This window comes from Bacillus sp. 005/A4HT-01/001, assembly GCF_004634445.1.
Classification (GTDB): domain Bacteria; phylum Bacillota; class Bacilli; order Bacillales; family Bacillaceae; genus Bacillus; species Bacillus altitudinis.
In genome coordinates this window covers 747,885-762,915 of sequence record NZ_SEIZ01000001.1, presented here as the reverse complement: position 1 = coordinate 762,915, position 15,031 = coordinate 747,885, and the positions used below count along the sequence as shown (strand labels likewise).

At 37.1% G+C, this 15,031-nt stretch carries 14 protein-coding genes; 11 read left to right on the top strand and 3 right to left on the bottom strand.

Annotated features, from left to right (window positions below; translation table 11 throughout):
• Nucleotides 1–34 precede the first annotated feature (34 nt).
• Nucleotides 35–1,039 carry an LLM class flavin-dependent oxidoreductase gene (locus ES896_RS04070; protein WP_346427543.1) on the top strand — a complete coding sequence of 335 codons (1,005 nt, stop codon included), beginning with the start codon at nt 35–37 and terminating at the stop codon, nt 1,037–1,039.
• An 11-nt stretch (nt 1,040–1,050) separates the two neighbouring features.
• Here ES896_RS04070 and ES896_RS04065 read toward each other — a convergent pair whose 3' ends face one another.
• On the bottom strand, nt 1,051–1,278 hold the full coding sequence (locus tag ES896_RS04065; protein WP_017360133.1) for a hypothetical protein: 228 nt from the start codon (nt 1,276–1,278) through the stop codon (nt 1,051–1,053).
• Between the two features lie 81 nt (nt 1,279–1,359).
• Complete coding sequence (locus tag ES896_RS04060; protein WP_035389877.1) at nt 1,360–3,783, bottom strand: S8 family peptidase; 2,424 nt, start codon at nt 3,781–3,783, stop codon at nt 1,360–1,362.
• 501 nt (nt 3,784–4,284) lie between these two features.
• Here ES896_RS04060 and ES896_RS04055 point away from each other — a divergent pair.
• The 5 genes from ES896_RS04055 (at nt 4,285) to ES896_RS04035 (ending at nt 9,011) form a co-directional block, all read left to right on the top strand.
• On the top strand, nt 4,285–4,563 hold the full coding sequence (locus ES896_RS04055; RefSeq protein WP_024719488.1) for a hypothetical protein: 279 nt from the start codon (nt 4,285–4,287) through the stop codon (nt 4,561–4,563).
• Between the two features lie 51 nt (nt 4,564–4,614).
• A complete protein-coding gene (locus ES896_RS04050; protein ID WP_050826726.1) occupies nt 4,615–5,448 on the top strand; it encodes a PRD domain-containing protein in 834 nt (277 codons plus the stop codon).
• Between the two features lie 255 nt (nt 5,449–5,703).
• Nucleotides 5,704–7,092 (top strand): sucrose-specific PTS transporter subunit IIBC, encoded by a 1,389-nt coding sequence (locus ES896_RS04045; protein WP_008345474.1) that lies wholly within the window; start codon nt 5,704–5,706, stop codon nt 7,090–7,092.
• A gap of 19 nt (nt 7,093–7,111) precedes the next feature.
• On the top strand, nt 7,112–8,569 hold the full coding sequence (locus ES896_RS04040) for a glycoside hydrolase family 32 protein (RefSeq protein WP_135226447.1): 1,458 nt from the start codon (nt 7,112–7,114) through the stop codon (nt 8,567–8,569).
• Nucleotides 8,570–8,756: 187 nt separating this feature from the next.
• Nucleotides 8,757–9,011, top strand: coding sequence for a hypothetical protein (locus tag ES896_RS04035; RefSeq protein WP_008359596.1), 255 nt, complete (start codon nt 8,757–8,759; stop codon nt 9,009–9,011).
• Between the two features lie 378 nt (nt 9,012–9,389).
• Here ES896_RS04035 and ES896_RS04030 read toward each other — a convergent pair whose 3' ends face one another.
• Entirely contained in the window at nt 9,390–10,244 is an 855-nt protein-coding gene (locus ES896_RS04030) for a helix-turn-helix domain-containing protein (RefSeq protein WP_113746867.1), read from the bottom strand.
• A gap of 238 nt (nt 10,245–10,482) precedes the next feature.
• Here ES896_RS04030 and ES896_RS04025 point away from each other — a divergent pair, with 238 nt between their 5' ends.
• The 5 genes from ES896_RS04025 to ES896_RS04005 all read left to right on the top strand — a co-directional run bounded on the left by ES896_RS04025 (nt 10,483) and on the right by ES896_RS04005 (nt 14,491).
• Nucleotides 10,483–11,109, top strand: a complete 627-nt coding sequence (locus ES896_RS04025) for a YIP1 family protein (RefSeq protein ID WP_113746868.1) — start codon at nt 10,483–10,485, stop codon at nt 11,107–11,109.
• A 35-nt stretch (nt 11,110–11,144) separates the two neighbouring features.
• Complete coding sequence (locus tag ES896_RS04020; RefSeq protein ID WP_113746869.1) at nt 11,145–11,339, top strand: hypothetical protein; 195 nt, start codon at nt 11,145–11,147, stop codon at nt 11,337–11,339.
• A 114-nt stretch (nt 11,340–11,453) separates the two neighbouring features.
• Nucleotides 11,454–11,963, top strand: a complete 510-nt coding sequence (locus ES896_RS04015; protein ID WP_113746870.1) for a stage II sporulation protein M — start codon at nt 11,454–11,456, stop codon at nt 11,961–11,963.
• 14 nt (nt 11,964–11,977) lie between these two features.
• The gene (locus ES896_RS04010; RefSeq protein ID WP_135226446.1) at nt 11,978–13,759 is read left to right on the top strand and encodes a hypothetical protein; all 1,782 of its coding nucleotides are present in this window, start codon (nt 11,978–11,980) and stop codon (nt 13,757–13,759) included.
• Between the two features lie 3 nt (nt 13,760–13,762).
• Nucleotides 13,763–14,491, top strand: a complete 729-nt coding sequence (locus tag ES896_RS04005; protein ID WP_113746872.1) for an ABC transporter ATP-binding protein — start codon at nt 13,763–13,765, stop codon at nt 14,489–14,491.
• The last annotated feature ends 540 nt before the right edge of the window (nt 14,492–15,031 follow it).

The following is a 15,031-nucleotide window of genomic DNA, read 5'->3' as shown; positions in this document are numbered from 1 at the left end:
AGTGAGAGAGGGGGATTTGTGTAGGAGGTGCGACATCATGAAATTAAGTATACTTGATCAATCTCCTTTGATTGGAGATGCGACGCCTGCTGAGGCGCTGAAGCAAACAGTCGAGCTGGCGAAGCAGGCAGAGAAATGGGGTTATCATCGATTTTGGGTATCAGAGCATCACTTTTCAAACCGGCTCGCAGGATCGAGTCCAGAGGTGCTTCTCGGTCATTTATCAGCTGTGACGTCACATATCCGTATTGGTTCAGGTGGCGTCATGCTGCCCCACTACAGTGCCTATAAAGTAGCAGAGAACTTCAGAGTGCTCGAAGCCTTGGCTCCGGGCAGAATTGATCTTGGCATTGGACGTGCTCCTGGAGGTATGCCGATCTCCTCCATTGCCCTTCATCATGGAGAACGGAAGCGACTTGGTGATCAATACCCCGAGCAGGTAGAAGAATTAAGGGTGTATTTACATGATTTAGCCGATGAATTTTATCCGCTGCCTCACCTGACCGCTTCTCCGAAAGTAGATACTGCCCCAGAGGTATGGATGTTAGGTTCCTCTGGAGGAAGTGCACGGCTTGCCGCAAAAGCAGGTGCAGGTTATACGTTTGCTCTTTTCATTAATGGAGAAGGCGGAGAAGACTCTGTGTCGCAGTATATCAACCGATTTGAACCTTCGGAATTTGGTGATGAGCCGCGTGTCAGTCTTGCGGTCTTCGTTTTATGTGCAGAAACAGAGGAACAGGCAGAAAAATTGGCTGTCAGCTTAGATTTATCATTATTAGCTAGCGAACAAGGACAGAACCTTGGCGGCTTTCCTTCATTTGAACAGGCAAAGGCCTATTCCTACAGTTCATATGAACAAAAACGAGTAGCAGCCAATCGACAGAGAATGGTTGTTGGCACACCATCTTCTGTGAAGCAGCAGCTGACAGCACTCGCAAAGGTGTATCGTACAGATGAAGTGATCGCTGTGACCATCACACATCACATGCAAGACCGTCTCACATCGTATCGTTTATTAAAAGAAGCTTTTGACGCATAACGTATGTAAATTTACCGTCTGCGCAGCCAATAAAAGGGATAGAGGAGCATCATGGTGAGAATAAAGGCAGCTGTCACCGCCAAGCTAAGCGGATAAATGCAGGTGGTATAGACAGTCAGTTCACATGCTTGATGAAAAGGACGAGGCTGTTTTGCATGTAAAAAGGTAAAAAAATAAACCAAGGTGATCGTGAGAAAAAAAGCCGTCATAAAAGAAACGATCCATAGCCATATCAACATGAATTTCTCTTTCCTCCATATATGATAGAAAAGCCTTGTTGAGCTGATGGGCTCATACAAGGCTTTTTATGTGATTCTTATTTATTCAGGATAAATATCGAATGGTTCTTTCGTTTGAACCGTATCTGATTTGCCTTTCAGGCTTGCATATGCAAGCATTGTATACTCACCTGCTTCTAACTTCTGTCCTTTATTGATCGTGCCATTCCATTTCACACGATGCTCTCCTTTATCAACATGTTGATAAACTCCTGCTTCACCTAAATACTCTCCATCTGTCGAGTAGACGAGGAATGCAAGATTTTCAGCACCGCCTGGGAGATAGCTACTAATGACATAGCTTCCAGCACGGTTATCCGGCTCTACGGAAACCGAAGTGACGCGCGGGTAATCAGGCTCTTTTACAATCAATAAAGTAGGGATTTCAGTGACCTTTCTGCCATTTTCGCGAATGGTGATACTGCCTTGGTACGTTCCTTTTTTCGTTTTTCCATAATTCACTTGTACTGCGGAAGTAAAGGACCCTGTGGAATTCCCTTTCACTGTGATTTTTTTCGTGCCGTTTGTGCTAATACCGTTGCCATCGAACTTGTAATCAATGGTATAGGTTTTCGGTGCTTTTGACAGGTTTTCTACTTTGAACTTCTTCGTTTTGATTTGAACGCCCTTTTCTTTTAAGAAAGTGCCGTACGAATAGCTTGCATCAGACACAATAGAAGACGCTTGAAGTGATTCGATGATTCGAACGCTGCCTGTGCCCTGCGTATTGTGAGGGAACGGGCTGCCATTTGGGTCATACAATGTTTCTGCTGTATTCATCATCAGCGCTTTAATTTGCTCTGTAGAATACGATGGTTTTGCTTGTTTAATAATCGCTGCTACTCCGGCTACATGAGGAGATGCCATGCTTGTTCCTTGCTTCGATCCATAGCCGTATGGCTGAGAAGGATCGTGTGTCGGAATGGTGCTGACAATACTCACGCCAGGTGCTGAAAGATCTGGTTTGATCATCCACGTATCGACAACAGGTCCACGAGATGAGAAGTCAGCGACTTGTTCACTTAACTCTTTCACAAATTGAATCGAGAAAGTCGTTGTATTGTTACCAGCCTCAATGGCTTTAACAAGCGCTGTTCCTTCCGCTTTTGACAGCTTAATCGTCGGAAGGGCTAGACCTGGTACATCCACAGGGATTTCTCCATCGGTATTGTTGTACATGACAACGCCGATCGCACCAGCAGCTTTCGCATTGTCCACTTTATCAACAAAGGCAATGGCTCCACGTTCAATCACTGCCACCTTTCCTTTGACATCGATGTTTTCAAAATCTTTTTCGTCACCGATGCCTGCTTGGACGAGTGTGACTTGTTTTTGGTCAAGTGCTTTTAAATCATTTTCTTGATAGTAGCCCATCACTTTTGCTGTTGAATAGTTCGGGAATTTCACGTTGTATAAACTGTACGGAAGCTGAGTGGCTCCGACAGAAATAGCATCTCTTGATGTCCCAGGAGATCCAACGGTCCAGCTGTTTGGCCCACTGTTTCCATTTGATGTGACAGCGACAACCCCTTCTGACATAGCCCAATCAAGTGCGATGCTTGTTGCATAATCAGGGTTATTCACACTGTTTCCAAGAGAGAGGTTCATGACATCGGCTCCGTCAGTGACAGCCCGGTCGATGCCTGCTAGGACATTTTCAGTTGTTCCTGATCCGCCTGGTCCAAGGACACGGTAGGCGAGAAGGGTGGCATCTTTTGCGACACCTTTAATTTGTCCATTTGCCGCAATTGTTCCTGCGACGTGTGTACCATGATCTGTCGATTCGCCTCTAGGATCTCCTTTTGGTGTTTCTTGTGGAGAATAGTCATTATCAACAAAGTCATAGCCTTTGTATAATCCGAAGTTTCCTTTTAAATCAGGGTGGGTATAGTCTACTCCAGTATCAATGACAGCGACTTTTACTCCTTTTCCAGAGTAGCCGGCATCCCAAGCTTTTGGTGCACCGATAAATGGGGCGCTTTTATCCATGAGTGGAGAGACATCCTCATTTGGAAGCTGGACGCTTTTCTTTTTCACTTCATCTGTTTGATATGTAACATCCGGATAAACGGCTTTTACTCCGTCAACTGCGAGCAGTTTCGGGATTTCGTTTGCAGGAAGTTTCATAGAGAAACCAGAGAAGACTTTTTCATATTCTTGATGAACACTCGCTTTATCTAACTTTTTGAGTGCTGCATTCTTTACTTTCGTTCGAGATTTTTTGAGGGAGGCTTTTGTTTGTGCTTCGCCTTCTTGCTTGGCTTCAACTAAGGATTTTTCCTTTAATTCAACAATGACAGTGGTGTGTTTTCTAGACTTAACATTGATTTCGCCGAAGATTTCTGCTTTTTCCAGTTCCACCTGTTTGTTCGATGGAGCGGCAGCAGCCTGACCTGAAAAGAATGTGGATAAGGTAAAAATAGTGGAGAACAATAGAACAGAAGAACGAGAGATTACTTTTTTCAATTAATTTTCCCCTTTCTAGCTGTGTATTTAGGGAGATAGCCTTTCTTTTTGTGGATAAATAGGAAAGATTCACTGCCCGTTATTAAGTATTCCATACGATGAAACCAATTCCTTTACTAAAATGGTCTTATTTTACATAGTCATAAAGAACTATTTTGTTTATAAAGTCACACTTATGCACAATAATCTGTTGATAACTCGATTATTCAGATATATATATGGAAAATAAAAAAATCTCATACACAAAATCTAGTAAGAGGGTGTTGATATGTGGATAAACCCTGTTGATAAGATGTGCTTATCTTTGGGATAGTGTGTGTATAAAATTTTCAAAGAAACATTGTGGAACATGCTCATCTTCTGCACTTTTCAACAAAACTTCTGAAAACTAGTTCGTTTTTTCACCCAGATTGTGACAAACCTCTCTTTTTTCTCGGGATATGATAGGAACAGTTAATTTGCTAGAACTGCTAGATTCTAAGGAAAGCGGAGGGATGTTCAGTGAAGAAATGGAAGAACTGGTTGAGTGTATGGTTTGGTTTTGTGATGAATGTGCTTGTGAATCCTGGTGAGCTGCTGAAGAAGCAAGGGGTGAAAGTGGCAGCAGTGGATGGAGGATTCTTTCTTGCGGTGAATGAGAGAAAGCTAGAGAAACTGGCAGATGAAAAGAAGAAGAAGCGCAGGACAGAAAAGCCGTTTCAAGAAAGTCTGATGATGCTTTATGAAAAGACAACGAGAGAGGCGCGTGCCGGTCCGTTCTTATCTTTACAGAAAAGTTGAAACAGGGTAAAATCCCACATAAGACACGTTATCTGTGGGAGAGGATGCCCCTTGAAGATATATAAAATATTGAATAACAATGCAGTGGTTGTAAAGGAGGATGATCAGGAGAAAATTGTGATGGGGCCCGGAATTGCTTTTCAGAAGGGGAAAAATGACGTCGTTCCCGTTCAAAAAATAGAGAAGATTTTTGTTGTGCGTGAAGAAAATGAGAAGTTTAAACAAATTCTTGCGACATTGCCAGAAGCGCATATTGAGGTGGCAGAGCATATTATTAGTTATGCAGAGGGTGAACTCATGATGCCGCTCAGTGATCATATCCACATTTCACTGACAGATCATTTATCCTTTGCCATTGAACGCGTTCAAAAAGGCATTGTCTTATATAATAAATTGCTTGGTGAGATCAAAGTCTTATATAAGCAGGAATATGATATTGGAAAGTATGCCATTCGTTATGTAAAGGAGCGGCTTGGGGTTGACCTGCCGGACGATGAGGCAGGGTATGTGGCACTTCATATTCATACGGCCAAAATGAATACGGAGTCCATGAAGAAGACGGTCAAATACACAACGATGATCAAAGAAATGATCGAGCATGTCGAAAGCGTTTTTGAGCGCTCGATTGATGAGGATAGTATTTCATATCAGCGGCTTGTGACACATTTGAGGTATGCATTAGGCAGGTTGGAATCGAATGAAGCATTTCAAATCATGGACGATGACATGCTGACTTTTATCCAAACAAAGTATGATTCGGCTTACCGGTGTGCACTTGGACTGGCTGATTTGCTGAAAAAAGAATATGGACTTCATCTCCCTAAATCGGAGATCGGCTACATCACGCTGCATGTCCAGCGTCTGCAGGATGCCGAATTGGTGTAAAGGTTGTGCCTGTCCGCAGGCTTTTTTTTATGCACACTACTTTAATTAGTGTATATGGGTCATTTGATTCGAAAAAATAGGTTGACGCAGGTCACGCTCTTATAATATGATGAAAGCGTAATCAAAAACCAATATCGTGGGATTGTGACTGTCAGGCAGGCAAGACCTAAAATTTGCGTAACGAGGGGACGTGTATGTCCTTTCATCGTTGGTGAATTTTAGGTCTTTTTTGTTTTAAAAAAAGGGGGAGACAACATGGATTATCAAAAAACAGCCAAAGAATTAACAACATTATTAGGCGGCAAAGAAAATGTCATTAGCGCAACACATTGTGCCACACGACTCCGATTGGTGATGAAAGATGAGGCGTTAATTGACAAAGATGCCATTGAAGAACTTGAGGGTGTGAAGGGTGCCTTCTCAAGCTCGGGTCAATTCCAGATCATATTTGGAACAGGTTCTGTCAACAAAGTATATGAGCCTTTTGCGCGTGAGGCGGGTCTTGAGGCAGACGACGAGAATCAAAAACCAGCCAGCCATGATGAAGCCGTGAAGCAAAAAATGAATCCACTTGCACGTTTTGCCAAGACGCTATCGAATATTTTTGTACCAATCATTCCAGCGATTGTAGCAAGCGGTTTATTAATGGGCCTATTAGGTATGATGAAAGCCTTCAAATGGGCTGATCCAAGCTCTGCCATCTTCCAAATGCTAGATATGTTCTCAAGTGCTGCCTTTATCATTTTACCGATTTTAATTGGGGTTAGTGCAGCCAAAGAGTTTGGTGGAAATCCATATTTAGGAGCCGTCATTGGGGGCATTATGATTCACCCGAGCTTGCTGAATCCATGGGGACTGACAGACGCAAAACCAGAATATATGCATCTATTCAACTTTGATATTGCGCTTCTTGGTTACCAAGGAACGGTCATTCCCGTGTTATTGACTGTGTATATCATGTGCGTGATTGAAAAGAATTTAAGAAAAGTTGTGCCGAACAGTATTGATTTACTTGTGACGCCGTTTGTGACAGTGATTGTGACTGGATTTGTGACGTTTATTGCTGTAGGACCGCTAGGGAGAATGCTTGGTACAGGGATCTCGAATGCACTCACTTATGTTTATGACCATGCAGGATTCTTAGCTGGACTGATTTTCGGAGGCGCTTATTCTTTAATTGTACTGACAGGTGTTCATCATAGCTTCCATGCGATTGAGGCAGGACTTCTGAATGATATTGGACGGAATTATTTGCTGCCGATCTGGGCCATGTCCAACGTCGCTCAAGGCGGAGCTGGGCTAGCGGTCTTTTTCTTAGCAAAGCGTGCAAAAACAAAAGAAATTGCATTACCAGCAGCATTTTCTGCTTTCTTAGGTATTACTGAGCCGGTCATATTCGGTGTGAATCTTCGTTATCGTAAGCCATTTATTGCTGCAATGATCGGAGGTGCATTAGGCGGGGCGTTTGTCGTCTTCACGAAGGTAGCCGCCAACGCTTATGGTTTAACAGGGATTCCGATGATTGCCATTGCAGCTCCATTCGGTTTACAAAATGTGGTAAATTATGTTATTGGTATGTTAATAGCTGTTGCTGTTTCATTTATTCTTACCATCATCTTTAAAGTCAAAGAAGTCGAAAAATAATCAAGGAGTGGTCACAGTGATGACAACAACGGACGCAGCACTTCGTCAAAAGGTAACAGATCGTATTCGAAACTATGAGCATTTGGTGAAAAAAGATGTGTACCGTCAGAACTTCCATTTAATGCCGCCAGTCGGTCTTTTAAATGACCCGAATGGATTGATTCAGTGGAAGGGAGTCTACCATGTGTTTTATCAGTGGCAGCCATTTAAAACAGGACATGGGGCAAAATTCTGGGGTCACTACACATCAACCGATCTAGTGAATTGGCAGCATGAAGAGGCTGCCCTCACGCCAAGTGATTGGTTTGATCAAAATGGCTGTTATTCTGGCAGTGCAGTCATTGACGATGGTCGTATGTATGTGATGTATACCGGAAATGTCCGTGATGAGCAAGGAAATCGTGAGACATATCAATGTTTAGCTGTGTCAGAGGATGGGGTTCATTTTGAGAAAAAAGGTGTCGTGGCGACTTTGCCAGCAGGATTTACTGCACATTTTCGTGACCCGAAGGTGTGGAAGCGGAATGGAAAGTGGTACATGGTCCTTGGAGCACAAAGTGAAGATCTCAAAGGACATCTTGTCTTATTCACATCTGATACATTAGACAATTGGACGTTTCAAGGCATTATTGCAGGCAGTGGAAAGAATGGATTAGATCATTTCGGATACATGTGGGAATGTCCAGATCTGTTTGAATTAGACGGTCAGGATGTATTGATCGTGTCACCACAGGGGCTGAAGCCTGATGGATTCAAATACAACAATACACATCAATCTGGTTATTTTGTTGGTACATTGGATGATCGTACCTACCAATATACGCATGGAGCGTTTGAGGAGCTGGATCGTGGCTTTGACTTTTATGCACAGCAGACTTTCCAAGATGAATCGGGCAGACGCATTTTAATGGGATGGATGGGTGTACCAGATCAAGGGGAAGAGCATCATCCAACCATCTCTTATCAATGGATCCATTGCTTGACGATTCCGAGAGAGCTTCGTTTAGATGATGAAGGACGTCTTATTCAACAGCCGGTAAGTGAACTTCGATCTATGCGGACAAATGAGCAGGAGCATGTTTTTCACGTTAAACGATCTGTTCACTCCATTCCTGTTGAAGATATGACGAGCGCAGAGGTATTCATTGATCAAATTGAAACACAAAAAGGATTTGAATGCTGTATTCGTGCTGCTGCTCGTATCATTTATGATAAAGATGATGGCAAACTAACGTTAGAGAGAGATCGATTTGAAGATCGAACAAAGGAAGTTCGTGAAGTAGAAATTGAGGAATTACAGGATTTGCATATCTTTATTGATGCATCATCGATTGAGATTTTTGTCAACGGAGGCCGGGAAGTATTTACTGCACGTTACTTTCCTTCCCCGGGAAATAAATCAATCTCCATCAGTGGTAGAAATGAAACGAAGCTTAAATTGAAGACGTGGCATTTGCAAAAAGAAGCAGATCAATGATCTGCTTTTTCTAGTGAGATCAGCCTGTATCTTAAAGCCTATATCATGTATATACAAGGTTGGCCTAAAGCGGTTTGATGACGTTTTACATATATGATAACAGGTTCAATTATGGTATCATTTTAAAATATATACAGCTGAGGCTGACGTTTATCCAAATGCGGTAGGACAAAAAGGGGTTGTTTACTTGAATTCAAAACAGCAGCCGACGACTAGAAAACGCTTGGAGACAATGGCAGATCATGTTGAAGATAAACGTGAAGAATATAAAGAATTGCTGATTCAAGTCCAATCTATTCTCGGTGAACCTTCTCTAGAGCAGGAAGAATTAAAAGAGAAGCTGTCAGATACGTATAAACAAATGAAAGAATATGCCTTATTTGTTGAATCCATTGAAGCCTTTATTCGAAAAATGGCGAAAGAATCCGATCAGCAAAAGTAGGTAAAAAAGTATGGTGAAAGAGTGTACCTGGGTGCGGGTATGCTTTTTTTATTTAAAGATTATCTATGTCAGTTTTATTCTAAATCTTAATGTATGAAGATAATAGAAATTTGTAGATAGAATATTTAATGTATATGAGTTATAAAAGTGCAAGAAACATTATAATGCGGAAGGATAACCATTCTTCTCAAAACAGAGAACTGATATCCATATTTTATTTAATATATGAGTAGATAGTAAAAATAATCCTAAGGTCTGTCTTAGGATTATTTTTTGAAATTCTTTTATGTATTTCTTGAACCCACTTTCAATCCAGTAAAGTGAGATCAATTATTGTATTTTGTATCTTATGGAATTGTGGAATTTATTTTTATGGCTTTAATAATAGTTTTTGATCTCCGTATATAACATTTCTTCTAGTTTTTTTTCCTCTAGTATACTAAGGACTGTTACAGCTTTTTCAGTATACTCTTCAGGTGAATCCATGTTTAAGTTTTTTAGACATATCCCTTTACGACCATAGCAGATTGCCATCTCCCTGTATGCACCATGTCTTTTACAGAGAGGGATTGCTTCTTCTAATACAACTAATGCCGACTTAAATTTATTGTATTTTATTAAAAGAAGCGAAAAATTAACTCGAATATTAATTTCAATTTTATAAGTATCTTGAAAATTCTTATATATATTAAGTCTTTTCAATGCATTCTTTGCTATATGTATAGCGGTTTCTATAGGAAATATAAAAAGTATAGAGTTTATCAGTCTAATATCAATCAGGTACCAATTTTCATGCTTAGAAAGACGTTCCCAAACAGTATCTACGTGATTGCATGCTTGTTCAATACTACCCGTTTCATGAAGCACTATTAAAGCTGTACAAATACATTGAATATCACTGACCAATTGGTCCTCCGAATCTGATAGCAACCTTTCAGATTCTGTTATCAATTGTCTTAATTTGTTCGGATGATTGAAAGTCGTACGAAAAAAATCGTTAATAAACTTTTGCCTTCGAGTATATTGAAAATCGTTCATAATATAGTGAAACTCATCTAAAGAAACGTCTACTTTTTCCAGTAAAGCCATAAAAGATGACGCAAGTATGTCGATTCGATGTAGTTCAAACTTTGAATAAGCACTTTGTGATAGCAAACCACTAGAAACATAATGCTGAGTATATCCTTTGTTCTTTCTAATTGATCGCATAGTCTGTCCTATATTACTAAGCAATTTATTGTCCCCTTTCAGTCTTATTTGACTAGAATGATATGAATGGTTTATACCATAGTACAATAAATTTAGGAGGTGTTACAAATGTTGGGTTTTATAGATGGGTTAATTAAATCCTTAGATATTTGGTTTATAGGTTGAGAGTATATTAATATAGATATCTTCTATAATACTCAATTCTTCGAACTTTAATTTATATACATAGAAATTATTTTTAGTAAGTGCTAGGGGTGAGGATTTGTTACATTGGATAAGTGTTTTGTTCAATCCTATTAAAACATTTGAGAAGACACAGGAAAATAAAAGAGCTGTACTAAACATCATATTTGTTTTCACAGCGTTAGCTATTTTGCACTATTTTTCAATTCTTAATTTAACAAGTTCCGTACATATAAAAGAATTGGATGAGTTACCAGAAGATTTCCCAATGTCATTATTGGTAATAATAGTTACTGCAATTCAATTAATTGTCGCTTTAATGAGTATTATCCTTTTGACTATAATATTTAAAGTCATTTCGTTGTTTATCTTTAAAGGGATAGGGTTTAAAACTATATTATTTATTATAATTTTATCTCAAATTCCAAATGCACTTAGTGCATTGCTAAATTCCTTTTTTGTTAATAGCATTGGTGATGGTATGCTCTTATCCTTATTTGGACTTGGCTATGCAATTAGTAACTACACAAACAATGTAGTAGTATTGAATTTTTTGAATTCAATTGAAATATTTAAAATCTGGGCTGCTTTTATTACAGCTACAGGATTTTATGTTTATACAAAAAAATACAGCTTAACCAAAACTTGTGTTATCATAATAATGATAAATGTAGTAATTAATACTTTAACAGGTGTATTTATGTAACAAGATTTTTATTGTATTGAAAGGGGGTGAATAAAATGGAAATCGTATTTTTAATGGATTTACTAGTAGGAGCAGGTATTCCTCCTACAGCTGCTAAAGTCGCAGCGGATATGATAGATGCAGGAATGGCAGTTGCTTCTATTGTAACATTCTTAAGTGGACTTGGAGTGGGTCTTACTGTAATTAGAATGGCTCTAAAAGCATCAGGGAAAAAAGCAATTGTAGCATAAATAAACAAGAAATGAGAAGGGTAGAGATGAAAACATTTACTCTTCTCTTCTTGTTATTTTAATTGAAAGAATTGGGTGAGCTCTCTTCACCTATAAAGGAGTAATATTTGATATATGAATTTCATGAAAAAAATGAGTTTCCTATTGTCCATTTCTACAATATTGTTCAGTTTAGCCTTTTTATTCGGATATTTGACAGGCGACCACATAGATTTTTCTGAAAAAAACACTTTATTAGCTGCACCTTTACCTAGTATTGAGTTAACTATAGATCTTTTTGTTAACAATATTACGGTATGCTTATTTCTGATTAGTGGAGTTTTTTTATTCAGTATACCAACTTTTTTTTTACTTTTACTTAATGGTTTTTTTCTGGGTATCGGTGTAAAATCATTAATGATGTTAGGGCTAAATGGAACAAATCTCTTTATGAAGCTATTGCCACATGGAATACTAGAAATCCCTGCATTCTTATTATCAGCTAGCATAGGATTTTTAGGTTTAACTTTTTATTTCAATTCTCCTAAAAAATATCTGAAGAAAATACTAAAACCGTTGATTTTGGTAGTCATTTTAGTTTTTATGGCTGCTATAATTGAAGGTTTTATAACTGTTTCTTTATAAAGTGAGTGATTACTTTGCAAACAATATTTTCATGGGTTAAATGGAAAACTTATATTAGATGGAAAAGTACATGGGGGTCTTTTTACTTTGTAAGCGGTAAATGGGGTGAGAGACTGGGTTTATTAATTCTATTAATAGATTCAGTTAAAGCTATACTTTATACAACAGTATATTACTCAGTGTTTACATTTATTATATTTAATGAAAATTTGGATTTAATTGATAATCAAAACACAACTATTGGATACATAATAAATAAAATAGCCAGTATACAAAATAATTCTTTAATAATATGGAATATTTATTTTTTAATCCTGCTAATGTATTGTGTATTCGTTGGTGTCAAAGCCTCTAACTGGAGTCAGTTTTCAGAGGATATAGAACTATTATCAAACACTAAATTGTCAAAAAAGTATACTAGAGCACTTTTACTTTTTGAGTCGATGATATGGAACTACAGAACTTTTGTTTTAAATATAGTTACTTTAGGTATATCCTTAAATTTAGCTGCGGGAGCAAATTTTATTAATATAGTTGTTTTTTTCATAATTGCGAATTTACTTTATCTTATTTTGAGTTTTTCTTTTGCTCTCATACACTATTTGTATATATTTTATAGAAGCTATTGGATGAAAGGAAGTATATTGATCCTCCAAATAGTTTTAACCAGACTCATATTGATTTGTGTTGGATATAATTTAGCATCAATATTTCAAAATTGGATTCGGAAAGCACCATTTTATTCAACTGGATTTACTAACGAAGACTTAGAATTATGGACTCACCAGGGTTATTCTATTGTGACAGATAATATATCTTTTCTTTTCACTTCAAAATGGATTCCATACAACTATATATCCTCATTATATTATAATGATAAATTTGGTTTGCTATTTTTGATTTTATTCGCTTCAGTATTAATAATTTTTTTCGTACTAGTCATATTCAAAAATATATTCACATTCGAAAAATACAAGTCTGATTATAATTACACACTCCTACCTCTTTTGGAAAAGTTACATCGTAATTTTATATTTAAAATACCATTTATGGGTAAAAAGAGCAATTATTTTAAAATGTTTTTCCGTTCTCCTATTGCCTTTAGAAAAATGGATCATCTTGTGGGGGGATTGTTCTTTTGGGGATTAATCGGGATATATAGTGGTTTGCTAAGCGGAACCGATCTATCTGAAAAACCTTCAATATTTATTATATATTTAATTGTCTATTTTCATACATATTTTTTCTGTGAAAATTTTTATAATCACTTTAAAGGTTTAATAGCTCTAGATAGCGAAGGAGAGAAAGCTTTGCTTTATCTAAACACAAGTCAAAACCTATGGAAATTATTGAAACAAAAGATATTAATATTCTCAGTATATACAATTTTAACTACCCTTATTTCACAAACTATATTAACAGTTGTTTCAGGATCTAATTTGAATTTAATGATTTGGTTATTATTAAGCCAGACGTCATCTTTAATCATGTTTATTCTCTTTTTGCTAATTCCAAGTGTCTATAATGCTCACTTTAATTTCTTTAATATTGAACAAGTAGGGGAATTTGCAGATCAAAAAACAACTTCTTCTATCATAAATCTAGTTATAACAGGAGCTTTAATTCCACTATTAATGATACCTTGTATCTTGTATTTATTTGAAAGAATTGATTTAAACAAGTTGATATCTGTGAATTGTATAATTATTTTAGGGCAATTTCTTGTATCTATTGGATTAATTGTCTTGTTTAAGAAAAAAGTGAGTAATACAAAATATTTTTGGGGGAGGTATTAGAGTATGAAGGTGGCAACTGAAGATATTTTTTTTGAAGTATCTAACTTAACAAAGAAATTAGGAGATACAGTTGTTTTGGATAATTTATCTTTTAGAATTCCTCAGGGATCCATTGTAGGTTTTTTAGGACAAAATGGAGCTGGAAAAACTACAACACTAAAAGTACTTGCAAATATTATTCCTAAAGATAGTGGCATTCTGAAGTTTAATGGTAAAGTCCATACTCAGAAGGATAAAGGGGAAATCATGTTTCTTCCAGATACACCATTAGTATATTCGGTACTAACTGGTAAAGAATATCTTTCTTTTATGAGTGAATTATTGCAACATGATGCAAGTAACTACTCTTACTATACAAAAAAGTTATGTATAGAGGATGCTCTTGATAAAAAGATTTCGGAGTATTCTTTAGGTATGAAAAAAAAGATATCGCTTATACCATTATTATTGAAAAGACCAAAACTCCTCTTATTAGATGAGTATTTCTCAGGTATAGACCCTATCAGTATGAGAGACATAAAGATAGTTTTAAATGAATATATAATAGATGGTAATAGTGTTCTATTATCTACGCACCAATTGGATGCAGCACAAAGCACATGTGATTTTATAATAGTAATTGATAAAGGTAAGATACATAAACCAGTCATTAGTATGGAAGAAATTTTGGGAAATGAAAATAGTGTAGAGGACTATTTTATAAACAGCATTACAAATATAGAGGAGAGTTGACTAAATGATAATTTGGGCTTTAATCACTACAATAGTATCTTTTATTTTAATTTTTTATTTTTGGAATGAAGATAGAAAAACATCATATGTATTCATAATGGCGACTATTTTTCTTATTTTCCTTGACCTTGGTTTAATATTTATTTGAGTATTAAAATTGTGTTTATTTTGCGGGTTGAAATAAGAATATTTGTCGTGATGATGATTTCTCGCCTAATATTAATAACTGCTACGAGATGAAATCAGGAAAAGTTCGACTTAAATAGTACCAAAAATTGTCGTGTTGCAACTTTATGTGAACTCTATGTTCCACGGAAGATGTGGAAAGGTATTTTGGAAAAGATAGTATCAAAACGAATTAAGATTGATTAAATCAAATGAATGGAACATTCGGAGTTTATAAAAATAGGAGAATTCAGGAAATATCTAAGTGGAAGAACTCTTATAATGACTGAGCGGAAGGCTTGTAATACTGAAATAAGTTGAACCCCCAAAATTGACTTATTACATATAGAATGCAACAAATATAAAAAGGGAGTT